The organism is uncultured Tepidimonas sp. (assembly GCF_938045175.1).
Classification (GTDB): Bacteria; Pseudomonadota; Gammaproteobacteria; order Burkholderiales; family Burkholderiaceae_C; genus Tepidimonas.
This window is the reverse complement of record NZ_CALIND010000037.1, coordinates 1-22604: the sequence shown is the minus strand read 5'-3', so window position 1 is coordinate 22604 and position 22604 is coordinate 1. Positions and strand designations below refer to the sequence as shown.

The 22604-nt window shown below is 68.4% G+C and carries 19 protein-coding genes and 3 tRNA genes; 16 read left to right on the top strand and 6 right to left on the bottom strand.

Annotated features, from left to right (window positions below):
• The first annotated feature begins 40 nt into the window (after nucleotides 1-40).
• Nucleotides 41-1978 carry a molecular chaperone HtpG gene (htpG, locus tag Q0716_RS01890; protein WP_299019050.1) on the top strand — a complete coding sequence of 646 codons (1938 nt, stop codon included), beginning with the start codon at nucleotides 41-43 and terminating at the stop codon, nucleotides 1976-1978.
• Between the two features lie 18 nt (nucleotides 1979-1996).
• On the opposite strand, the gene Q0716_RS01885 is transcribed toward htpG, so the two are convergent.
• Nucleotides 1997-2602: an AAA family ATPase gene (locus Q0716_RS01885; RefSeq protein WP_299019048.1), complete on the bottom strand. Its 606-nt coding sequence runs from the start codon at nucleotides 2600-2602 to the stop codon at nucleotides 1997-1999.
• 110 nt (nucleotides 2603-2712) lie between these two features.
• On the opposite strand from Q0716_RS01885, the gene Q0716_RS01880 reads away from it, so the two are divergent.
• The 4 genes from Q0716_RS01880 to Q0716_RS01865 are packed head-to-tail and all read left to right on the top strand — an operon-like array spanning nucleotide 2713 to nucleotide 7161.
• Nucleotides 2713-3573: an SAM-dependent methyltransferase gene (locus Q0716_RS01880; protein WP_299019045.1), complete on the top strand. Its 861-nt coding sequence runs from the start codon at nucleotides 2713-2715 to the stop codon at nucleotides 3571-3573.
• A gap of 2 nt (nucleotides 3574-3575) precedes the next feature.
• Nucleotides 3576-4811 (top strand): cation:proton antiporter, encoded by a 1236-nt coding sequence (locus Q0716_RS01875; RefSeq protein ID WP_299019043.1) that lies wholly within the window; start codon nucleotides 3576-3578, stop codon nucleotides 4809-4811.
• A 10-nt stretch (nucleotides 4812-4821) separates the two neighbouring features.
• Nucleotides 4822-5946, top strand: coding sequence for a YbdK family carboxylate-amine ligase (locus Q0716_RS01870; RefSeq protein WP_299019041.1), 1125 nt, complete (start codon nucleotides 4822-4824; stop codon nucleotides 5944-5946).
• A 60-nt stretch (nucleotides 5947-6006) separates the two neighbouring features.
• Nucleotides 6007-7161 carry an aminotransferase class V-fold PLP-dependent enzyme gene (locus tag Q0716_RS01865; protein ID WP_299019039.1) on the top strand — a complete coding sequence of 385 codons (1155 nt, stop codon included), beginning with the start codon at nucleotides 6007-6009 and terminating at the stop codon, nucleotides 7159-7161.
• A gap of 8 nt (nucleotides 7162-7169) precedes the next feature.
• Here the strand turns inward: Q0716_RS01865 and Q0716_RS01860 are convergent, their stop codons facing one another.
• Nucleotides 7170-8024 (bottom strand): ABC transporter permease, encoded by an 855-nt coding sequence (locus Q0716_RS01860; RefSeq protein ID WP_299019037.1) that lies wholly within the window; start codon nucleotides 8022-8024, stop codon nucleotides 7170-7172.
• 10 nt (nucleotides 8025-8034) lie between these two features.
• Nucleotides 8035-8970, bottom strand: coding sequence for an ATP-binding cassette domain-containing protein (locus tag Q0716_RS01855; RefSeq protein WP_299019035.1), 936 nt, complete (start codon nucleotides 8968-8970; stop codon nucleotides 8035-8037).
• A gap of 76 nt (nucleotides 8971-9046) precedes the next feature.
• Between Q0716_RS01855 and asd the strand changes: the two genes are divergently transcribed.
• Nucleotides 9047-9910 (top strand): archaetidylserine decarboxylase, encoded by an 864-nt coding sequence (asd, locus tag Q0716_RS01850; protein ID WP_299019033.1) that lies wholly within the window; start codon nucleotides 9047-9049, stop codon nucleotides 9908-9910.
• A 19-nt stretch (nucleotides 9911-9929) separates the two neighbouring features.
• Here asd and Q0716_RS01845 read toward each other — a convergent pair whose 3' ends face one another.
• Together Q0716_RS01845 and gorA are read right to left on the bottom strand one after the other, a co-directional pair.
• Nucleotides 9930-11492: an AMP nucleosidase gene (locus Q0716_RS01845; RefSeq protein WP_299019031.1), complete on the bottom strand. Its 1563-nt coding sequence runs from the start codon at nucleotides 11490-11492 to the stop codon at nucleotides 9930-9932.
• Between the two features lie 32 nt (nucleotides 11493-11524).
• Nucleotides 11525-12931 (bottom strand): glutathione-disulfide reductase, encoded by a 1407-nt coding sequence (gene gorA / locus Q0716_RS01840; RefSeq protein ID WP_299019029.1) that lies wholly within the window; start codon nucleotides 12929-12931, stop codon nucleotides 11525-11527.
• 101 nt (nucleotides 12932-13032) lie between these two features.
• On the opposite strand from gorA, the gene Q0716_RS01835 reads away from it, so the two are divergent.
• The gene (locus Q0716_RS01835; protein ID WP_299019027.1) at nucleotides 13033-13572 is read left to right on the top strand and encodes an RcnB family protein; all 540 of its coding nucleotides are present in this window, start codon (nucleotides 13033-13035) and stop codon (nucleotides 13570-13572) included.
• A 6-nt stretch (nucleotides 13573-13578) separates the two neighbouring features.
• Here Q0716_RS01835 and uvrA read toward each other — a convergent pair whose 3' ends face one another.
• The gene (gene uvrA, locus Q0716_RS01830) at nucleotides 13579-16560 is read right to left on the bottom strand and encodes an excinuclease ABC subunit UvrA (protein ID WP_299019025.1); all 2982 of its coding nucleotides are present in this window, start codon (nucleotides 16558-16560) and stop codon (nucleotides 13579-13581) included.
• A gap of 366 nt (nucleotides 16561-16926) precedes the next feature.
• On the opposite strand from uvrA, the gene Q0716_RS01825 reads away from it, so the two are divergent.
• The 9 genes from Q0716_RS01825 to Q0716_RS01785 all read left to right on the top strand — a co-directional run.
• Nucleotides 16927-18447, top strand: coding sequence for a chorismate-binding protein (locus tag Q0716_RS01825; RefSeq protein ID WP_299019023.1), 1521 nt, complete (start codon nucleotides 16927-16929; stop codon nucleotides 18445-18447).
• Nucleotides 18444-19019 carry an aminodeoxychorismate/anthranilate synthase component II gene (locus tag Q0716_RS01820; protein WP_299019021.1) on the top strand — a complete coding sequence of 192 codons (576 nt, stop codon included), beginning with the start codon at nucleotides 18444-18446 and terminating at the stop codon, nucleotides 19017-19019. The genes Q0716_RS01825 and Q0716_RS01820 overlap by 4 nt, the downstream gene beginning before the upstream one ends.
• 67 nt (nucleotides 19020-19086) lie before the next feature.
• Nucleotides 19087-20142, top strand: a complete 1056-nt coding sequence (gene trpD, locus Q0716_RS01815; RefSeq protein ID WP_299019019.1) for an anthranilate phosphoribosyltransferase — start codon at nucleotides 19087-19089, stop codon at nucleotides 20140-20142.
• On the top strand, nucleotides 20139-20942 hold the full coding sequence (gene trpC, locus Q0716_RS01810; RefSeq protein ID WP_299019017.1) for an indole-3-glycerol phosphate synthase TrpC: 804 nt from the start codon (nucleotides 20139-20141) through the stop codon (nucleotides 20940-20942). The genes trpD and trpC overlap by 4 nt, the downstream gene beginning before the upstream one ends.
• Nucleotides 20939-21502, top strand: a complete 564-nt coding sequence (locus Q0716_RS01805; protein WP_299019015.1) for a hypothetical protein — start codon at nucleotides 20939-20941, stop codon at nucleotides 21500-21502. The genes trpC and Q0716_RS01805 overlap by 4 nt, the downstream gene beginning before the upstream one ends.
• Before the next feature lie 15 nt (nucleotides 21503-21517).
• Nucleotides 21518-21603 (top strand) — tRNA-Tyr (locus tag Q0716_RS01800).
• Between the two features lie 79 nt (nucleotides 21604-21682).
• Nucleotides 21683-21756 (top strand) — tRNA-Gly (locus tag Q0716_RS01795).
• Between the two features lie 62 nt (nucleotides 21757-21818).
• Nucleotides 21819-21893, top strand: a tRNA-Thr gene (locus Q0716_RS01790).
• A gap of 70 nt (nucleotides 21894-21963) precedes the next feature.
• Nucleotides 21964-22604 (top strand): GTP-binding protein (locus Q0716_RS01785; protein WP_299019013.1); only part of this gene is annotated, 641 nt, incomplete at its 3' end.

Below are 22604 nucleotides of genomic sequence, written 5' to 3'. Positions count from 1 at the left end.
AGGGCTTTACCCGTTTTCGGTTGTAACGGACGTCTGATTCATGAGCAAACACACCCACGCGTTTCAGGCCGAAGTGGCCCGGCTGCTGCACCTGGTCACGCACTCGCTGTACTCCAACCCCGACATCTTTTTGCGCGAGCTGATCTCCAACGCATCCGACGCGTGCGACAAGCTGCGCTTCGAGGCACTGGCCAACCCCGCGCTGTACGAGGATGCGCCCAACCTGGATATCCGCGTCACGTTCGACAAGGCGGCCAAGACCATCACCATCACCGACAACGGCATCGGTCTGAGCGAGGCGGAAGCCATCGAACACCTGGGCACCATCGCCAAAAGTGGCACGCGCGAGTTTTTGCAGCGGCTCTCGGGTGACCAGCAGCAAGACGCACAGCTGATTGGCCAGTTTGGCGTCGGTTTTTACTCGGGCTTCATCGTCGCCGACCGCATCACGGTGGAAAGCCGCCGCGCGGGCCTGGCGCCCGAGCAGGGCGTGCGCTGGAGCAGCGACGGTACGGGCGCTTTCGAGACCGAGGCCATCACCCGCGCCGCGCGCGGCACCAGCGTCATCTTGCACCTGCGCGACGACAAGAGCGAATACCTCAACCGCTGGAAGCTCAAGTCCATCATCGGCAAATACTCCGACCATATCTCGCTGCCGATCCTGATGCCCAAGGAGCAATGGGACAAGGACAAGGGCGAGTACGTGCTGCTGGACGAGTGGGAGCAGGTCAACGCCGCTAGCGCCCTGTGGACGCGGCCCAAGAAGGACATCAGCGACGAGCAGTACATCGAGTTCTACAAAACCATCGCCCACGACGACGAGCCACCGCTGGCCTGGAGCCACCACCGGGTAGAGGGCAGCACCGAGTACACCCAGCTGCTCTATATTCCGGCCAAGGCGCCGTTCGACCTGTGGAACCGCGACAAGCGCGCGGGTGTCAAGCTCTACGTCAAGCGCGTCTTCATCATGGACGACGCCGAAGCGCTCATGCCCACCTACCTGCGCTGGGTCAAGGGCGTGGTCGATTCGGCCGACCTGCCGCTCAACGTCAGCCGCGAGCTGTTGCAGGAAAGCCGCGACGTCAAAGCCATCCGCGACGGCAACACGCGCCGCGTGCTCGCCATGCTGGAGGATTTGGCCGCCAAGGACCGCCTGCCCGAGGGCGAGGCGTGGGATGCGCTGTCCGACGACGAACAGGCCCAGGCCCAGCGCGACGCCGGCCGCTATACGCGCTTCTGGGCCCAGTTCGGCGCCGTGCTCAAGGAAGGGCTGGGCGAGGACTTCGCCCACCGCGAGCGCATCGCCCGCCTGCTGCGCTTTGCCTCCACCCAGAGCGACGCGCCCACCGTCAGCCTGGCCGACTACAAGGCGCGCATGAAGGAGGGGCAAAAGGCGATTTACTACCTGACCGCCGACACGCTGGCCGCGGCCAAACACAGCCCGCAGCTCGAGGTGTTTCGCAAGAAGGGTATCGAGGTGCTGCTGATGACCGACCGCGTGGACGAGTGGGCGCTGTCGTTTTTGCACGAGTTCGATGGCACCCCGCTGCGTTCCGTGGCCAAGGGCGCGGTGGATTTGGGCGAGCTGCAAGACGAGGCCGAGAAACAAGCGGCCGAACAAGCCGCCGAGGCATTCAAGCCCGTGCTCGAGCGCCTGCGCGATGCGCTCAAAGACCGGGCCAAGGACGTGCGCGTGACCAGCCGCCTGGTCGAGTCGCCCGCCTGTTTGGTGGTGGACGATGGCGAGTATTCGCTGCAACTGGCGCGTCTGCTCAAGGCCGCGGGTCAGAAGGCGCCGGAGGTCAAACCCATCTTGGAAGTCAACCCCGAGCACGCGCTGGTGAAAAAGCTCGCCGACGCAGGGGAGCGCTTCGACGACTACGCGCACATCTTGTTCGACCAAGCGCTGCTGGCCGAGGGCGGCCTGCCCGAGGACCCGGCGGCCTACGTGCGCCGCGTCAACGCGCTGCTGGCGTGACGGCAGGCACCGCCGCCGTCAGCCGGCGCTGGGCTGGCCCAGCGTGCCCGTCCACTCGATGATCTTGCGGTGGTCGGGCGGCAGCAGGGTGTAGCGGATGCCCTCGGCGCTGAGCAGGTTGCGCATTTCGGCATCGATCTGGCGCGCCCGGGTTTCGTCCTGCAGTCGGCCAGCCCGAATGTAGGGCTTGTCCGGGTCGCGCTCGGCGAACACGTTGATGTGGTCGAACTGGTGGTACCACGCCAGGATCTGTTTGCGCGTCTTTTCGACGTCGCAGATATTGTCCGGGTAGTGCGCGTTGTAGTACAGCAGCTGCGGCAGTCCGCCCTCCGTGACCAAGTATTGCACCTGGCCGTCGAGGGCGGCCAGCATGTTGTACTGCAGCAGCGCGATGTCGTACTGGTTGCGCAGCGCGTCGGTGTCGCCCTGCCAGACCAGCGCCTTGGCCACTTCCGGCACCAGCTCCACGGTCTTGTGCATCAGGTGCAATTTGAGCACGATGGCCGAGGAGTACAGCGATTTGTCGCAGCCTGGCCCACCGATGATGTTGATGACCTTGGTGGGGTAGCGTCGCAGTTTGTTTTCTGGCAGCTTCGGGGTGGTGTAGCCGACGATGGTACCCATGGCAGTCTCCTCTGCTCGACCGGCTCGACGCCGCCACACGCGGCGAGCACCGGTTCCCCATGCTAGCACCATTGGCGCGGCGACGCGACGCCCGCGCGTATGATCGCCGCATGTCCCGCGCCCGCCATCGCCCACCCGCGGCCAGCCTCGCCCCCGACGTGCTGGCCGAGCTGTACGCCGGCCAGTCGGTCGCCTTGCTGCAGGAGCTGCATATCCTGACGCGCGACGCCCGACTCAATCAGGACTCGCGCCGCAAGCTCAAGCAGGTCAACCACCTGCTGCAGTTCATTGAGCCGTTGCTACAGCAAGCGCTGCAGGCGCGCGGCGACGTGACGCTGGTGGACCACGGCGCGGGCAAGTCTTATTTGGGGTTTTTGCTCTACGACCGGTTTTTTGCCCAGCGCGCGGTCGGCACCGTGTGGGGGGTCGAGGCGCGCGCGGAGTTGGTCGCGCGCTCGGCTGACCTGGCACAGCGCTTGGGTTTTGCGCGCATGCGCTTCGTGGCGGCGACGGTGCGCGACGCGATGGCGGCGCTGCCCGCGACGGTGGACGTGGTCACCGCGCTGCACGCCTGCGACACCGCCACCGACGACGCGATCGACTTCGCGCTGCAGCGGCAGGCGCAGGCGATCGTGGTCGTGCCCTGCTGTCAGGCCGAAGTGGCGGCCGCGCTGCGCCGCCACAAGGCGCTGCAGCTGGCGCGCACGCCGCTGGCCGAGCTGTGGCGGCACCCGCTGCACACGCGCGAGTTTGGCAGCCAGGTCACCAATGTGATGCGCTGCCTGCGGCTGGAGGCGATGGGCTACGACGTGACCGTGACCGAGCTCGTGGGCTGGGAGCACTCGTTGAAAAACGAGCTGATCCTGGCGCAGCGCACGGGACGCCGCAAGCGCAGCGCCGCCGAGCGGCTGGCGCGCATGCTCGATGAACTGGGGCTGGCGGAACTGCGTGCGCGTTTTGCGGTCGCATGACCATGGCAGGTTTCGATTCGATACGGGCCGCACTGCTGGGCTGGCCTGCGCTGCTGTGGTTGGCATGGTGGCTGGGGGAGCGCTGGCAGCCGCACGGCGTGCCGCGGGTGAGCGTTTACGTGGCCGTTGGCCTTGCGGGCAGCGCCATCGGGCTTGCCGTGGGCTTGGATGCCGACAGCGGCGGGCCGGCGTTGCTCGCGCAGCTTGCGCTGTCGCTGGTGTTGTTCGAGCTGGGCTGCCGCATCCACCTGGGTTGGTTTCGGCGCAACCCGTGGGTGCTGCTGATCGGGCTGTTGCAGTCGGTGGTGATTTTCGTCGCCGTGCTGTGGGCCTTGGCCGCCGCCGGGTTGGGGGGGCAGTGGCGTCCGCTGCTCGCCGCCGTTGCGGTGGCGGCGTCGCCGGCCAGCTTGCTGCGTGTGGCCAATGACTTGCGTGCCGCCGGGCAGGTGACCGAGCGCGTGTTGCACCTGGCCGCTATCCAGTGTGTGGTGGCGGTATTGCTCGTCAAAGGGGTGACCGGCCACTGGTACCTGAGCGAGGCGGGGGATTGGGCGCAGGCCGCCCTCGGCAGTGTGTATGCGGTGGGCATCTCGATCGCGCTGGGTGTGGCGCTGGCCATCGTGGTAGCGGCCCTGCTGCGCGGGCCGTTCACGTCACCCGCAGCACCCACGGTGGGCTACGCGTTGGCACTGGTGTGGCTGACGGTGGTGTCCGACGCGCTGCACCTGTCGCCGCTGCTGGCGGCGCTCAGTTTTGGCGTCGCTTTGCGCGAGCGGCGCGTGTTCGTGGCCAACGCACAGCGCGACTTCGGCTCGCTGGGCCTGCTGCTGGGTGTGTTTCTGTTCGTCTATGTCGGCTCGCGTTTGTCGTGGGATGCGCTGACACAGGGCGCCGTTTGGGGCGTGGCCGCCGTCGTCTTGGCCGCCCGGATTCTGATCCCCGTGGCCATCCACGCGATGTTGGCCGTACCCAGCGGCACCACGCCGCGCAAAGGGGCGCTGACCGGTGTGGCGCTGGTGCCGATGTCGGCCATGACGCTGTTGCTGCTCGAGCGCAGTATCGTGCTGGGCCTGCCGCCAGCGGCCGAGGCCCTGTGGTTTCTGTCCGCCGCACTGTTGTGGTTGGAGTTGTGCGGTCCGTGGGTCACGCAATGGGCGCTGGTTGCCGCGCGCGAGGCTGGCTCGCCATCGAGGGGGCCGGCCACGGCGTCCGTCCCCCCGAGTCCGCCCCCGCGTTGAGGAGCCCGCCATGCCGCTGGAGCCGTTCAAGACCTCCGCTGCGCTCTCCATGGGCGTCGAGCTCGAACTGCAAATCGTCAACACCTACGACCAGGACCTCTCCAGCAGCGCCGACGACTTGCTGGCGCTGCTGCAGCGTGCGCCGTTTCCGGGCACCGTCACGCCCGAGATGACGCAAAGCATGATCGAGATCGCCACTGGCGTGCATACCCGCCACGGCAAGCTGCTGGCGCAGCTGCGCGCGATCCGCGACACGCTGGTGGCAGCGGCCGACCGGCTCAATGTCGAGCTCGCGGGTGGCGGCACCCACCCGTTTCAGCGCTGGTTCGAGCAGCGCATCTTCGACAAGCCGCGCTTTCAGCAGCTGTCGGGCCTGTACGGCTATTTGGCCAAGCAGTTCACCGTGTTCGGGCAGCACGTGCACATCGGTTGTCGCTCGGCGGACGAGGCGTTGTTTCTGCTGCATGCGCTCAACCGTTACGTGCCGCACTTCATCGCGCTGTCGGCGTCGTCGCCGTTTTTTCAGGGGGTCGATACGCTGTTCGACTCGGCGCGGTTGAACTCGGTGTTTGCGTTTCCCCTCAGTGGCCGTGCACCCTTCGTGCTGAGTTGGGAGGCATTCGAGCAAGGCTATTTCCGCAAGATGGAAGCCACGGGCGTGGTGCGGTCGATGAAAGATTTCTACTGGGACATTCGCCCCAAGCCCGAGTACGGCACGATCGAACTGCGCGTGTGCGACACACCACTGACCGTGGAGCGCGCGGCGGCGCTGGCTGGCTACCTGCAAGCGTTGTGTCGGCACTTGCTCGAGGGCGGCGACCCCGCGCCCGTGGAGGACGACTACCTCGTTTACACGTACAACCGTTTTCAGGCCTGCCGCTTCGGGCTCGAGGGCACGCTGGTGCACCCGCGCACGCGCGAGGCCCTGTCGTTACGCGAGGATATCTTGGCCACCGTACGTCGCCTGCGCCCGCACGCCCAGGTGCTGCAGAGTGACGAGGCACTCGACGAGATCGAGCGCGTCGCGGGCATGGCTGGCAATCACGCCAGTTTTTTGCGCGCGCAGTACGCCCGCAGCGGCAGCATCCAAGGCGTGGTGCGTGCCGCCGTCGACGCCTGGCGCCGACCGTGCTAAGCTGGCGCGGTCTGCCGCGGCGCGTCACCCGCGCCGTGGGTCACCACAGGAGAGTCGTCCATGCCAGGTTTGCTGCCCCACGTCGACCCCGATGGGTTGCTCGAATTTTCGGTGGTATACACCGACCGCGCGCTCAACCACATGTCCCGGCGCTTCCAGCGTGTCATGACCGATATTTCGGGCATCCTCAAGGAGGTCTACGGCGCGCATTCGGTGGCGCTCGTGCCGGGAAGCGGCACGTTTGGCATGGAGGCGGTCGCGCGCCAATGGGCCACCGACCGCCGCGTACTGGTGCTGCGCAACGGCTGGTTCAGCTACCGCTGGACGCAAATCTTCGACATGGGGCGCATCCCGGCCGAGGCGCACGTGCTCAAAGCCCGGCGCGTGAGCGACGAACCGCAGGCACCCTGGGCACCCGCGCCGCTGGATGAGGTGGTGGCGACCATCCACGCGCAGCGCCCCGCGGTGGTGTTCGCCCCGCACGTGGAAACGGCCGCCGGCATGATGTTGCCGGACGACTATTTGCATGCCGTCGCCGAGGCGGTGCACGCGGTGGGCGGCCTGTTTGTGCTGGACTGCATCGCCTCCGGGGCGATGTGGGTGGATATGCGCGACAGCGGCGTGGACGTGCTGATTTCGGCACCGCAGAAAGGCTGGAGCGGCTCGCCCGCGTGCGCCATGGTGATGCTGTCGGCGCGTGCGCGCCACGCGATCGACGGTACGACCAGCACCAGCTTCGCCTGCGACCTGAAGAAGTGGTTGCAGGTGATGGAAACCTACGAACAGGGTGGGCACGTCTACCACACGACCATGCCCACCGATGCGCTGGTGCGGCTGCGCGACGTGATGCAAGAGACGCGCGAAGCGGGCTTTGCCGCCATGAAAGCGGCGCAGGCCGAGCTGGGCCGCCGCGTGCGTGCCGAGTTGGCCGCGCGCGGTTTGCGCAGCGTGGCTGCGGCCGGATTCGAGGCACCGGGCGTGGTGGTCAGCTACACCGACGATCCCGATATCGCTAATGGCAAAAAATTTGCGGCCGTGGGCTTACAAACCGCCGCTGGCGTGCCCCTGATGTGCGACGAGCCGGCGGACTTTCGTACCTTCCGCATCGGCCTGTTCGGGCTGGAGAAGCTGCGGCACATCGAGCGCACTGTGGGGCATTTGACGCAGGCGCTGGATGCGCTGGGGCTATCGGTACGCGAGCCCAGCTTGGTCTGAACCCAGCCCTAGCCGAAAAACCGCCGCCGCGTCAGCGCCAGCGCCATCCAAAACGCCACTCCTCCATAGGCCAGCAGCACCGCCAGGTGCAGCAACGGTTGCTCGGGCCAACGGTCCAGGAACATCGGCCGCACCAACGCCACCGCATGGGTCAGGGGTAAGGCGTCGCTGATCGTCTGCACCCAGCCCGGCAGTTGCTCGCGCGGAAAGAACACGCCCGACAAAAACATCATCGGCGTGAGAAACAGCGTGAAGTAGTAGGTGAAAAAATCGTAGCCCTTGGCCAGCGCATTGAAGATCAGCGCCAGGCTGGCAAACACCGTGCCCGTGAGCCCCAGCACGGCCCACGCCAGCGCGAGCTTGGGCGTGTGGCTGATGCCCAGCGCCAGCATCACCGCCAAAATGGCGCTGACGGTAAAGAGCGCTTTGAACGCGGCCCACAGCATCTCGGCCAGCACGATGTCGTCCAGCGTGACCGGCGCGTAGAGGATGCCGTCCCAGGTTTTTTGGACGTGCATGCGCGAAAACGCGGAATACAACGCCTCGAACGTGGCGGCGTTCATCGCGCTCATGCAAATGCTGCCACTGGCCAGAAAGACCAGATAGGGCACCGCCTGGACCTCTCCACCGGGCAGCCGCAGATTGACGCTGCCCACCAGCGCCCCCATGCCGTAGCCGAATGCAACCAGCCAGATGAGCGGCTCGGCGATGTTGCCCACCAGGCTGGGGATGGCGAGTTTTCGCCACACCAGCAAATTGCGTAGCCAGACGGCCGCGAAGCGGCGTGTGGGACGAGGGGGATGCCAGACCGTGCGGGCTGGCGCGACGCGGGGTGGCTCAGGGAGGGTCGTGGGCGTTGCCATGGCGTCGATCCTACCCCTCCGCCCGAATCTGGCGCCCGGTCAGTTTCAGAAACAAGTCTTCCAGATTGGCCGGGCGGTGCAGCAGACGTAAACGCGGCTGCGCGCCCAGCGCTGCCAGCAGCGGGCGCGCGTCGTGCGTGTACAGAAACGCCGTCTCGCCGCTGACCTCGACGCGGGCAGCCAGCGCCCGCGCCTCGGGGGGGAGTCCTTGTCGTGCGTCGGCGTGGCCCTGCTCGCCGTAGATTTCCACCACCTCCGGCTCCAGGTGTTGGGCAATGAGCTCGCGGGGGCGGCCTTCGGCAATCTTGCGGCCGTGGTCGACGATGACCAGCCGGTGGCATAGCCGCTCGGCCTCGTCCATGAAGTGCGTGGTCAGCAAAATGCTCTTACCCTGCTGCAGCAGGCGCTGCAGCCGCTCCCACATCAGGTGGCGCGCCTGGGGGTCCAGCCCCGTGGTCGGCTCGTCGAGCAGCAGCAGCGCCGGGTCGTTCACCAACGCGCGCGCCAGGCTCAGGCGTCGGCGCATGCCCCCCGACAGTTCACCCGGGCGCGCGTCGGCCTTGTGCGCCAGCGCGGCAAAGTCCAGCAACTCGGCGATCCGTGGGCGCAGTTCGCGCGCCGTCAGCCCAAAATAGCGCCCGTAGACGAGCAGGTTCTCGGCGCACGTGAAGTCCGGGTCCAGCGTGTCGAACTGCGCCACCACGCCCAGCCGGGCCTTGACGGCCTGCGCGTGCGCGGGCATGTCCAGCCCCAGGATGCGCACGCACCCGGCATCGGGCACCACCAGCCCCAGCGCCATGCGCAGTGTGGTCGTCTTGCCCGCCCCGTTGGGGCCGAGCAGTCCCAGGCACTCGCCCGGCGCGATGGCAAACGACAGGTCCTGCACCACGGGCCGCCCGGCATAGTGCTTGACCAAGCCGTCGATTTCGAACAACGGGGATGTCATGAGCCGCATTGTGCATGGTGCTCTGGCTGTTCGCGGGTCGCCCGCGCCACGGGCTTGGTGCTACGATCGGCGCCCCATGCAGGTTTCGGAACGCGCAGCGGTGGCGCTGCAATACCTTTTGCCCAAGCAGGTGCTGACGGCGCTGGCGGGCGCGTTGGCGCGCCGGCCGCTCGGGCCGGTGACGCAAGTGGCCATCCGGCGCTTCATCCGGCGCTATGCGGTGGACATGGCCGAAGCGGCCCAGCCCGATCCGGCCGCCTACGCCACGTTCAACGACTTTTTTACCCGTGCGCTGCGCGCCGATGCGCGCCCGTTGGCCGCGGCCGATCTGGTGTGTCCGGTGGATGGCGCGATCAGTCAGTGCGGCGCCATCCAGCGGGACCGCATGCTGCAGGCCAAAGGCCACGACTACACCGTCGGCGCGCTGCTGGGCGGCGACGCCGCGCTGGCCGCCGCGTTCACCGACGGGACGTTTGCCACGCTGTACCTGAGCCCGCGCGACTACCACCGCATCCACATGCCGTGTACGGGGCGGCTGCGCCAGATGGTGCATGTGCCGGGGGATTTGTTTTCGGTGAATCCGACGACGGCGCGCGGGGTGCCGGGGCTGTTCGCGCGCAACGAGCGCGTGATCTGTGTGTTCGAAGGCGAGCGCGATGGCCAGCGCTTTCCGTTCGTGCTGGTGCTGGTGGGGGCCACCATCGTGGGCAGCATGGCCACCATTTGGCACGGGGTGGTCAACCCGCCGCGGCCCGGCATCGTGCGCCGCTGGGACTACGGCGACCGCGACATTACCCTGGCGCGGGGGGTGGAGATGGGCCGCTTTTTGTTGGGCTCGACGGTGATCGTGCTGCTACCGCCAGGCGTGGCGGCCCTGAACCCTGACTGGGTACCGGGCCGCCCGGTGCGCATGGGCGAGCCGATGGGCCGCTGGGCCTGACGGCGCCCAGCGCCGCGGGTCACTGAAACGCGACTTCGGCAAAACTGCGCAGCTTGCGGCTGTGCAGTTGGTCCACGCCCGCCGCGCGCAGCCGCTCGATGGCGCGCAGCCCGATGCGCAGGTGCTGGTCGACGCGCTCGCGGTAGAACCGGTCGGCCATGCCGGGCAGTTTGATGGCGCCGTGCAGCGGTTTGTCGCTCACGCACAGCAGTGTGCCGTAGGGCACGCGGAAGCGAAAACCGTTGGCGGCGATGGTGGCGGACTCCATGTCCAGCGCCACCGCGCGCGATTGCGAAAAGCGCCGCTGGGGCAGGTTGTCGGGCAGCAGCTCCCAGTTGCGGTTGTCGGTGCTGGCCACCGTCCCGGTGCGCAGCACGCCCTTGAGCGCGGCGCCCTCCAGTCCGGTCACGTCGGCCACGGCCGCTTCCAGCGCTTGCTGGATTTCGGCCAACGCGGGGATGGGTACCCACAGCGGCAGCTCTTCGTCGAGCACGTGGTCCTCTCGCACATAGGCGTGCGCCAGCACGTAGTCGCCGAGTTGCTGGCTGGTGCGCAGCCCGGCACAGTGGCCCAGCATCAGCCACGCATGGGGGCGCAGCACGGCAATGTGGTCGGTGGCCGTCTTGGCATTGCTGGGCCCCACCCCGATGTTGACCAGCGTGATGCCGCTGCGATCCGCGCGCACCAGGTGGTAGGCCGGCATTTGCGGCAGGCGCGGTGGGGGGCTGCCGGTGGGGCCGGTCAGCGCGCAGCGCTCGGCCGCCGTCAGCCCGGCGCGCCAGGAGACCACGTTGCCCGGCTCGACGAAGGCGACGTACTCGCTGTCGGGGCGGGTCATCTCCTGCTGGGCCAGCCGGACGAACTCGTCGACGTAGAAGCCATAGTTGGTAAAGAGCACGAAGTTTTGAAACCACGCGGGCGAGGTGCCGCTGTAGTGGCGCAGCCGCTGCAGCGAGTAGTCGATGCGCGCACCGGTGAACAGCGCCAGCGGCTGCGGCGCGCTCGGCGGGGGCGTGTGGGTGCCGTTGGCAATACCGTCGTCCATCGCGGACAGGTCGGGCAGGTCGAACACGTCGGCCAAGCGGGCGCGGTGCAGGGTGTCGAGCTCTCCTTCGAAATGCGCGTCCTCGCCCAGCGCGAAGTGCACCGGGATGGGCTCGTTGCTGAGGCCGATGTCGAGCGGTTCGCCGTGGTTGTCCAACAGCAGGCGAAACTGCTCGCGCCAATAGTCGGCGAACAGATCGGGCCGGGTGAGGGTGGTTTCGTAGCGCCCCGGGCCAGCGACGAAGCCATAGCTCAGTCGTCCCGCCACCCGGGCCTGCGGCAGGCGGGTGGCACGCTGCGTGCGCAGGCGCACGAAGGGGTAGGTCGCGCGCACGCGCGCCAGCCCCATGTCAGGATCGAGCGGCGTGCGCACATACGCGTGCAGCTCGGCCTGCAAGAAGCCGACGGCGGCGTCGTAGAGCTGCCGCACATGGGCCACGGCAGCATCGGCATCGGTGAAGGACTGCGGTGCGACGAAGGGGGGCGTGCGCAAGGGCGGCACACCGTCGGTGGGATGGGGTTCTGAACGATGGTTCATGGTGAAGGCGATAGAGGGCTGCACGGGCCTGGTTAGCCGGTAGTCACCGGCTCGCGCATCGTGACGAATTCTTCGGCCAGGGTGGGGTGGATGCCCAGTGTGGCGTCGAACTGCGCCTTGGTTGCGCCGCAGCGCAGGGCGACGGCAAAGCCTTGCACGATCTCGCCCGCGTCTGGGCCGACCATGTGCAGGCCGAGCACCCGGTCGCTCGCGTCATCGACCACCAGTTTGACCAGCGCGCGCTCGTCGTGGCCGCTGAGCGTGTGGCGCAGCGGCTTAAAGGCGCTGCGGTAGATGCGCAAGCGCCGGCCTTCGGCGCGGGCTTGCGCCTCGGTCAGGCCCACCGTGCCGACGCTGGGCAAGGTGAAGACGGCGGTGGGGATGAGGTCGTAGCGCGCCTTACGCGCCGACTGGCCGGGGGCGGGCCCGAACAGGTGGTCCACCACGGCCATGGCTTCGGCCAGCGCGACCGGGGTCAGTGCCGCACGCGCCACCACGTCGCCCACTGCGTATACGCTGGGGACGTTGGTGCAGAAGTGGTCGTCGACCACGATGGCGCCTTGCGCGCCCTGCGCCACACCCAGCGCCTCCAGGCCCAGGCCGTGCACGTTGGGCACGCGCCCGGTGGCGTAGAGGATGGCGTCGGCCACCACGTGGCGGCCGTCGTCGAGCACGGCGTGCAGGCCGTCGGCGGCGCGCCGCACGGCGACCACACTGGTGGCGAGGCGCAGGTCCAGCCCCTTTTTGCGCATCTCATCGGCCAAGAAGTGCCGCACCTCGTCGTCGAAGCCGCGCAGGATTTGCTCGCCGCGGTACAACTGCGTGACGCGCGCGCCCAGCCCCAAAAAGATGGAGGCGAATTCGCACGCGATGTAGCCCCCACCCACGACCAGCAAGCGCTGCGGGAAGGGCTCCAGGTCGAACACCTGGTCCGAGGTGATGACGTGCTCGCGGCCCTGAAAGTGCGGCACGTGCGGTGTGCCGCCGGTGGCGATCAGGATGCGCTCGGCACGCCAGCGCTGCGTGCCGGTGCTGCCATCGGGGCGCGGGGTGTGCAGCTCCACGGTATGCGGATCGGCCAATCGGGCCCAGCCGTGCAGCACGGTCACGCCGCTGCCTTGCAGCAGCCGTTCGTACACGCCATTGAGGCGCGCGATCTCGGCGGCGCGGCGGCGTTTGAGCGTCGCCCAGTCCAGGCGCGGCGGGTCAACGTGCCAGCCATAGCCGCGTGCCTCGTCGAATCCATGCGCGTAGTGAGCCGCGTAGTGGTAGAGTTTCTTGGGGATGCACCCCAGCGTCACGCACGTGCCGCCGAGGCCTTCCAGGCCGCGCGCTTCGGCCAGGGCGACGCGGGCGCCGCGCTGGGCGGCCAGGCGCGCGGCGCGCACGCCGCCGCTGCCGCCACCGATGACGAAGAGGTCGAAGTCGAAACCGCTCATGGGGGTGGGATGTGAGATGGGCTGTTACGGTTGTTTGCAGGCGTTGCCAAACGGTTGCCGTCGGCCTGGCCCGAGCGGTCTATGATGCCAGCAAAGGGCCAATGGCGATGGACATCCTGGCGGATCATGGGCATCTACGACGCGTGGGGCTGGCGCTGGCGGTCTCATGGGTCTGCGCGGCCGCCCCTGGGGCCTGGGCGGCCAAGCCCGAGTGGGCCGGCCACGGCAAACCGGCGCATGCCACCCACCCGGCAGCGTCCACGCACGACGCACCACGCGGCGCGGTGGCTGCCACCAGCGGCAACGACGCGCTGTCGATCGCGATCGGCGGCTACTTTGGTGACCGCCAACGCGAGGCGGTGCGCCTGGTGTTCGGGTCCCAGATCGCCCAAGGGCACTGCCCGCCGGGGCTGGCGAAGAAAAACAACGGCTGCCGCCCGCCGGGGTTGGCCAAGGCGTGGACGCTCGGCAAGCCGCTGCCGCCCGGCGTCGTGACCTACCCCTTGCCAAAGGAGCTGCAGCGCCGCCTTGGCGATCCTCCCCCGGGATACCGTTTCGTCCGGGTCGCGGCCGACATCCTGCTGATCGCGATCGGCACGGCGATCGTGGTCGATGCGATCGAGGATCTGGCGGGGCTGTGAGGGGGGTCACCCTCGGGCCAGCACCCGAGCCAAGTAGCGGCCCGTGTGGCTGTCGGGGTGTGCCGCCACGGCTTCCGGCGTGCCGCAGGTCACGACCGTCCCACCGCCCGCGCCACCTTCGGGCCCCATGTCGATGATCCAGTCGGCCGTCTTGATGACGTCGAGGTTGTGCTCGATGACGACAATGGTGTTGCCCGCGTCGCGCAGCCGATGCAGCACCTGCAGCAGCAGCTCGATGTCGGCGAAGTGCAGACCGGTCGTGGGCTCGTCCAGGATATAGAGCGTGCGGCCGGTGTCGCGCTTGGACAGCTCTTGCGCCAGCTTGACGCGCTGCGCTTCCCCACCCGACAGCGTGGTGGCGCTCTGGCCCAGGCGCAGGTAACCCAGCCCGACGTCGAGCAGGGTCTGTAGCTTGCGCTGCAGGGTCGGCACGGCCGCGACGAAGGCGTGCGCCTGCTCGACCGTGAGGTCGAGGATCTCGGCGATGTGGCGCCCCTTGTAGCGCACTTCGAGCGTCTCGCGGTTGTAGCGGCGGCCGCCACAGACGTCGCAGGGCACGTACACGTCGGGCAGGAAGTGCATTTCCACCTTCACCACGCCGTCGCCCTGGCAGGCTTCGCAGCGGCCGCCCGCCACATTGAAGCTAAAGCGCCCCGGCCCCCAGCCGCGCTCGCGGGCGGCTGGGGTCTCGGCGAGCAGCTCACGGATGGTGGTGAACAGCCCCGTGTAGGTAGCCGGGTTGGAGCGCGGGGTGCGCCCGATCGGGCTTTGGTCCACCGCGATCACCTTGTCGAAGTGCTCCAGCCCTTCGATCGCTTCGAAGGGCTCGGGCTCATCGTGGCTGCGGTAGAGGTGGCGTGCCACGGCGCGCAGCAGCGTGTCGTTGACCAGCGTGGATTTGCCCGAGCCGCTCACCCCCGTGACGCAGATGAAGCGCCCGACCGGAAACGCCACCGTGACGTTGCGCAGGTTGTGCCCGCGCGCTCCCACCAGCCGCAGCGCCGCGCCCGTGGGCGGCGGGGTGTCGAGCGCTGGCCGATCAGCGCTGGCACGAGTGGCCTGCGTGGGCCAGCCGCCGCGCCGCGCAGGGGACGGCGCGGCGGCCGGTGCCGAGGGGTTGGGCACCCAGGCCAAGCGTCGCTCGGGCACCGGAATACGACGCCGCCCGGACAGGTACTGGCCCGTGACCGATGACGGCTCGGCCGCTACCACCGTCCAGTGGCCTTGCGCGAGCACCTGGCCGCCGTGCACGCCCGCGCCGGGGCCCAGGTCGATCAGGTGGTCGGCGGCGCGCATGATGTCTTCGTCATGTTCGACCACGATGACCGTATTGCCCAGATCGCGCAGGCGCAGCAGCGTGGCGATCAGGCGGTCGTTGTCGCGCTGGTGCAGGCCGATGCTGGGCTCATCGAGCACATACATCACGCCGCTGAGGCCCGAGCCGATCTGGCTGGCCAGTCGGATGCGCTGCGCCTCGCCGCCGGAGAGCGTGTCTGCGCTGCGCGCCAGGGTCAGGTACGGCAGCCCCACGTCGTTGAGGAAGCGCAGCCGCGCCTGGATTTCGCGCACCACTTTGCCGGCGATCTCGGCGCGCGCCCCGTGCAGCCGCAGACCGTCGAAGTACGCCAGCGCCTCGGCCAGCGTCATCTGGGTGATGGCGTGGATGTGGCGGCGCTGCTCGCCCTCGCCCAGATAGACCTGCAGCGCCTCGGGGCGCAACCGGGTCCCGCCGCATGCGGGGCAGGCATGGGTGCTGCGGTATCGGCCCAGTTCCTCGCGCACGGCGACCGAGTCGGTGTCGCGCCAGCGGCGCTCGAAGTTGGGCAGGATGCCCTCGAAGGGGTGGCGCTGGGTTACGCGCCGCCCGCCGTCGGCGGTGTAGTGAAAGGCGATCGTCTCGTTGCCGCTGCCGTGCAGCAGCACGTGCCGCACCGACTCGGGCAGCGCGTTCCATGGCGTTTCGGGGTCGAAGCCGTAGTGGGCCGCCAGGCTTTCGATGAGGGCGAAAGCGTGTGCGTTGCGCCGGTCCCAGCCTTTGATGGCGCCGCTGGCCAGGCTGAGCTCGGGGAAGGCCACCACGCGCGTGGCGTCGAACAGCTCGACGTGTCCCAGCCCGTCGCAGCGCGGGCAGGCGCCCTGTGGGGCGTTGAAGGAAAACAGCCGCGGCTCGGGCGGCGCTTGCGTGTGGTCGCACACCGGGCACGCGGGGCGCGCCGACCACGCGTGTAGCGTTTGCGTCTCCAGTTCGAGTGCGCGCGCCTTGCCGCCACCCACGCGCAGCGCGGCCTCGAGGCTGTCGGCGAGGCGTTGGCGTGCGTCGGGCCGCACCTTCAAGCGGTCGACCACCACTTCCAGCGCCGCGCCGGGGCGCAGGCGTTGGTGCGCCTCGTCGCCCTCGACCACGTCGCCATCGATGCGAAAACGCACGAACCCCTGCGCCTGCAGGCCGCGCAACGCGGCCGCCGCCCCGTCTGCATCGGGTGCCACCACCGGGGCCAGCAGCATCAGCCGCGTCTCGGTCGGCAGTGCCAGCAACGCATCGACCATCTGGCTCACGGTCTGGGCCTGCAGGGGCAGATCGTGGTGCGGGCAATAGGGCACCCCAGCGCGTGCGAACAGCAGGCGCAGGTAGTCGTGGATCTCGGTGACCGTGCCGACCGTCGAGCGTGGGTTGTGGCTGGTGGCCTTCTGTTCGATGGCGATGGCGGGGCTCAGTCCCTCGATCAGGTCCACGTCGGGCTTGTCCATGCGCTCCAGAAACTGCCGCGCGTAGGCCGACAGGCTCTCGACGTAGCGGCGTTGCCCCTCGGCGTACAGCGTGTCGAAGGCCAGGCTCGACTTGCCCGAGCCCGACAGGCCGGTGATCACGACCAGCGCATCCTTCGGGATGTCCAGGTCCAGGTTGCGCAGGTTGTGCGTGCGTGCGCCGCGCACGCGGATGTAGCGCTCGGGCGGGGCTGGCGGGGGCGAGACGGGCGGCGGGGTCATGCGTTGGAGTGATCAAGGCCAAAGCCGGGCAACCCACCATCATAGGGCCGTCCCGGCTGTCGGCGCATGGCCAGGCCTGGCACGCCTTTGCTACACTGTGCGCATGTTCGCTGCACGCAGCCTGTTCGACGCTCGCCGGGCGGCCGCCCTCAAGGCCGGCCGCCGGGAGGCTTGGCCTTGGCGTCAGCCAACGACGCGCGTCTGATTCCCTTGAGCCCCTCTCGTGCGGCCGTGCTCCTGCCCCCTGGCAGTGGGATGTTCGAGCCGCCTCGCCGGTTGTCCCGACCGGCCCCGTAGGATCTTCACCGGCCGCGCCGACCGCCCGCAGTGGATCGCCGGCCGCCCCCCGCCCGGAGCCCGATTGCCGTGATCACCGAACAGGAATTCCGCCGCTTGGCCGATCAAGGCCACCACCGCATCCCGCTCGTCGCCGAGGCGCTGGCCGACCTCGACACGCCCCTGTCGCTCTACCTCAAGCTCGCCCACGCCAGCGACGGCGGGCGCAACAGCTTTTTGCTCGAATCGGTCGTCGGTGGCGAGCGCTTCGGCCGCTACAGCATCATCGGTCTGCCCGCGCGCACCTGGCTGCGCAGCAGCGGTTTTGGTGATGCCGCCCGCACCGAGGTGGTGCGCGACGGCGCCGTCATCGAGACGATTGGCGGCAACCCGCTCGACGTCATCGCGGCGTATCAGCGGCGCTTTCGCGTCGCGCCCCTGTCGGGATTGCCGCGGTTTTGCGGCGGCCTGGCGGGCTATTTCGGCTACGACACGGTGCGCCACATCGAGCCCAAGCTGGTCGGCACCTGCCCGCCCGACCCGCTGGGGTTGCCCGACATCGTGCTGCTGCAAACCGAGGAGCTGGCCGTCATCGACAACCTATCCGGCCGTCTGTATCTGATCGTCTATGCGGACCCGGCTGAGCCCGACGCCTACGCGCGCGCCCAGCAGCGGCTGCAGGTGTTGGCCGAGCGCCTGCGCGCGCCGGTCGGCGTGCCGACGCTCGAGCCCGCCGCTCCCGTGGCCGCGACGCACGAGCGCACCCAGGCCGATTTCATGGCCGCGGTGGAGCAGGCCAAGGCGCTGATCCAGCAGGGCGATTTCATGCAGATCGTGATCGGCCAGCGCATGCACAAGCCGTTTGCCCATCCGCCGCTGAGCCTGTACCGCGCGCTGCGCTCCCTCAACCCCAGCCCCTACATGTACTACTACAACCTGGCGGGGGCGGACGCGCGCGGCAGTGATTTGCACGTCATCGGTGCCTCGCCCGAAATCCTGGTGCGGCAAGAGCGCACGCCGCAGGGCGTCAAGGTCACCATCCGCCCGCTGGCGGGCACCCGCGCGCGCGGCGCCACGCCTGAGCTGGACAAGGCCGCCGAGCAGGAGTTGCTCGCCGACCCGAAGGAGCGCGCCGAGCATGTCATGCTCATCGACCTGGCGCGCAACGACATTGGGCGCATCGCCGAGATCGGCAGCGTGCGCGTCACCGAGGCATTCGCCGTCGAGCGCTACAGCCATGTGATGCACATCGTCAGCAACGTCGAAGGCGTGCTGCGCCCGGGCCTCGACAACATGGACGTGCTGCGCGCGACCTTCCCTGCTGGCACGCTGACCGGTGCACCCAAGGTACACGCCATGGAGCTGATCGACCGGCTCGAGCCGACCAAGCGCGGCATCTATGGTGGCGCAGTGGGCTACTTGAGCTATGCAGGCGACATGGACCTGGCGATCGCGATTCGCACCGGTGTCGTGCACGACGGCACGCTGTACGTGCAGGCCGCGGCTGGCGTGGTCGCCGACTCGGTGCCCGCGCTCGAGTGGCACGAGACCGAACACAAGGCGCGCGCGTTGTTGCGCGCGGCCGAACTCGTCGAGGAGGGGCGGGTATGAGCCTTCGGTTATTGATGATCGACAACTACGACTCGTTCACCTACAACTTGGTGCAGTACTTCGGCGAGCTCGGGGCCGAGGTGGAGGTGTTTCGCAACGACGAGATCACGCTGGAGGGCATCGCCGCGCGCGCGCCCGATCGGCTGGTGATTTCGCCGGGGCCGTGCTCGCCGGCGGAAGCCGGCATCTCGGTGGCGGCGATTCGCCACTTCGCCGGGCGCGTACCCATCCTGGGCGTGTGTCTGGGGCACCAAAGCATCGGTGCGGCGTTTGGCGGCAATATCGTGCGCGCGCGCGAGCTCATGCACGGCAAGACGAGTGTCATCACCACTACGCAGAGCGGGCTCTTTGCCGGGTTGCCGCGCCAGTTCACCGTCAACCGTTACCACTCGCTGGCCATCGACCGCGCCACGCTGCCCGCGGTATTGACGATCACCGCTTGGTGCGACGACGGCGAGATCATGGGCGTGCAGCACCGCGAGCTGCCGGTGCACGGGGTACAGTTCCACCCCGAAAGCGTGCTGTCCGAACACGGCCACGCGCTGTTGCGAAATTTTCTGCTGGCCCCCTGAATCCGGCGGCCGCGCTGGGCCGTCCACCTAGCGTGCGCCTCGATTCCCGTCCCCTCGGAGGTCTTTCATGTCCCATCGCCACCACATCACGCCCCAGGAAGCGCTGCAGCGCGTCATCGAGCACCGCGAGATTTTTCACGATGAGATGCTGCACCTGATGCGGCTGATCATGGCCGGCGAGGTCTCGCCGCTCATGATTGCGGCCATCCTCACCGGCTTGCGTGTCAAGAAGGAGACGATCGGCGAGATCACCGCCGCAGCGCAGGTGATGCGCGAATTCGCCACCCCGGTGCACGTGCCGGACACGACGCACCTGGTCGATATCGTGGGCACGGGTGGGGACGGCGCGCACACCTTCAACATCTCGACCTGTGCCATGTTCGTGGCCGCCGCCGCGGGTGCGCGGGTCAGCAAGCATGGCGGGCGCAGCGTCAGCAGCAAATCCGGCAGCGCCGACGTGCTCGAGAGCCTGGGCGTCAACATCCAGCTGCCGCCTGCGGCGATCGCACGCTGCATCGAGGAGGTGGGCATCGGCTTCATGTTCGCGCCCAACCACCACCCGGCCATGAAAAACGTGGCCCCGGTGCGGCGCGAGATGGGGGTCAAAACGCTGTTCAACATCCTCGGGCCATTGACCAATCCGGCGGGTGCGCCCCATATCCTGATGGGCGTGTTCCACCCGGATCTGGTGGGCATCCAGGTGCGCGTGTTGCAGCGCCTGGGGGCGCGGCATGCGCTGGTCGTGCATGGCCGCGACGGCATGGACGAGGTCAGCCTCGGTGCCGCCACCTTGGTCGGCGAGCTCAAGGACGGCGAGATCGTCGAGTACGACATCCACCCCGAGGATTTTGGCCTGGCGATGGCCAGCCACCGGGCATTCCAGGTCGCCACGCCCGAGGAGTCGCGCGCGCGGCTGCTGGCGGTACTCGACGGCGAGTCGGGGCCGGCCGCGGATATCGTCGTCTTCAATGCCGGGGTTGCGCTCTACGCTGCCGACGTGGTGGATTCCATCGCCGCTGGCATCGAGCGTGCCCGCGCGGCGCTCACCAGTGGCGCGGCCAAAGCCAAGCTCGAGCAACTCGTCACCACGGCGCACCGCCTGGGCGCGGAGGCTGCCGCATGAGCGACATCCTGCAGCGCATCTGCGCCACCAAGCGCGAGGAGGTCGCTACCGCCCGTGCCGCCGAACCGCTGCCCACGCTGCGCGGGCGCGCCGAAGCCGCGCGGCGCGACGATCCGCCGCGTGACTTCGTCGGTGCGCTGCGCGCCAAGGTCGCCGCGGGCCGCGCCGCCGTCATCGCCGAGGTCAAGAAAGCCAGCCCCTCCAAGGGCGTGCTGCGCGCCGACTTCGACCCCGCCGCGATCGCGGCCAGCTACGCCCGCTTCGGTGCCGCCTGCCTGTCGGTGCTGACCGACCAGCCGTATTTTCAGGGCCACGCGGCCTATCTGCGCCAGGCGCGCGAGGCGGCGGCGCTGCCCGCGCTGCGCAAGGACTTTATCGTCGACGCCTACCAGGTCTGGCAGGCGCGTGCGTGGGGTGCCGACGCCATTTTGCTCATCGCGGCGTGTCTGGACGATGCGCAGATGGCCGACTTCGAGGCCATCGCGCACGAACTGGGCATGGCGGTGCTGGTGGAAGTGCACCACGCCGCCGAGCTCGACCGCGCGCTGCGCTTGCGCACCCCGCTCATCGGTGTCAACAACCGCGACCTGCGCACCTTCGAGGTCTCGCTGGAGACGACGCTGAACCTGCTGCCGCGCGTGTCCGCCGATCGCCTGCTGGTCACCGAAAGCGGCATCGTGCAGCGCGACGACGTGCGGCGGTTGCGCGATGCGGGCGTGCACGCCTTCTTGGTGGGCGAGGCGTTCATGCGTGCGCCCGACCCCGGCTTGGCGCTGGCCCAACTGTTCGATCCGGCATGAGCGCGCCGCTGCCGCTGGCGTCTGGGGCGACGCCGCACCACCAGCCGTGTCCGGGGGCGCGCACCGGTTTCGTCTTCATCTGTCCAGGCCGGTTCGAAGCCCAGCGCGGCTACCCCTGCGCGGCAGGCACGGGCGCCAACCTGGCGCGTGCGCTCGTCGCACTGCAGCGACTCGACCCGCATCGGTTCGCGTCGGCGCAGCGCGTGGACTACGTGGTGACCAACGCCTGGCCACGGGTCGAATATCCCGACTTGACGGGGCGCTCGGTGCCGACCGTGGCCGAGGTGCTGCAGCCCGACAACCTGGAGCGCCTGGCCCGCGAGCTGGCCGGCTTGCAATGGGTGGTGGCGTGCGGTGTGCAGGCGCACGAAGCGGTGCGCGCGCTGCGCGCCGACGGCCGGCTGCGCGCGGCGGTGGCCTGCGAGCGCCACTTGAGCCAGCGCAGCATCAACGGCATCCGCGGCGCGGCCGATACGGCTGGCCGCATCGCCCTGTGGGCGGCGTCGGTCGTTCAACAATTTTCAGCCCAGGCCGAAAACGGCCAACAAAACGTGGCATAATCTGGGGCTCTCGCCGGAGGGGTGCCCGAGTGGCTAAAGGGGGCAGACTGTAAATCTGTTGGCTTACGCCTACGTTGGTTCGAATCCAACCCCCTCCACCAGCGATGCCGGTTGTGTTGGCCAGAGTGAAGGCGGTGGCGGCCCGTGTCCGAATCTTGCGGGTTGGCTTGGAAATGGTCCGCGGGAGTAGTTCAATGGTAGAACCTCAGCCTTCCAAGCTGATGACGCGGGTTCGATTCCCGTCTCCCGCTCCAGCGACGCGCCGGTGACTGGGTTTCGCGAAGGTTTTTTTGTGGTCGTCGCGAGGCGGTCGCAAGCCCATGTGGCTCAGTGGTAGAGCACTCCCTTGGTAAGGGAGAGGTCGGCAGTTCGATCCTGCCCATGGGCACCAGCACAAATGTCTTGGCCCCACGCAGGGGCGTGTGAGTGAGTTCGGCAAACATCCATTCGGAGCGGTAACGATGGCAAAAGAGAAATTCGAGCGGACCAAGCCGCACGTCAACGTGGGCACGATTGGTCACGTGGACCACGGCAAGACGACGCTGACGGCGGCGATCACGACGGTGCTGGCGTCCAAGTTTGGTGGTCAAGCCAAGAAGTACGACGAGATTGACGCGGCTCCGGAAGAGAAGGCGCGCGGCATCACCATCAACACCGCGCACGTGGAGTACGAGACGGCCAACCGTCACTACGCGCACGTGGACTGCCCGGGCCACGCCGACTACGTCAAGAACATGATCACGGGTGCGGCGCAGATGGACGGTGCCATCCTGGTGGTCTCGGCGGCCGATGGCCCCATGCCGCAGACGCGCGAACACATCCTGCTGGCGCGCCAAGTGGGCGTGCCCTACATCATCGTCTTCCTCAACAAGTGCGACATGGTCGACGACGCCGAGCTGCTGGAGCTCGTCGAGATGGAAGTGCGCGAGCTGCTCTCCAAATACGACTTCCCGGGCGATGACATCCCCATCATCAAAGGCTCGGCGCTCAAAGCGCTCGAAGGCGACAAAGGCGAGCTGGGCGAGCAAGCCATCATGAAGTTGGCCGAGGCGCTCGACAGCTACATCCCCACGCCTGAGCGTGCCATTGACGGCGCGTTCCT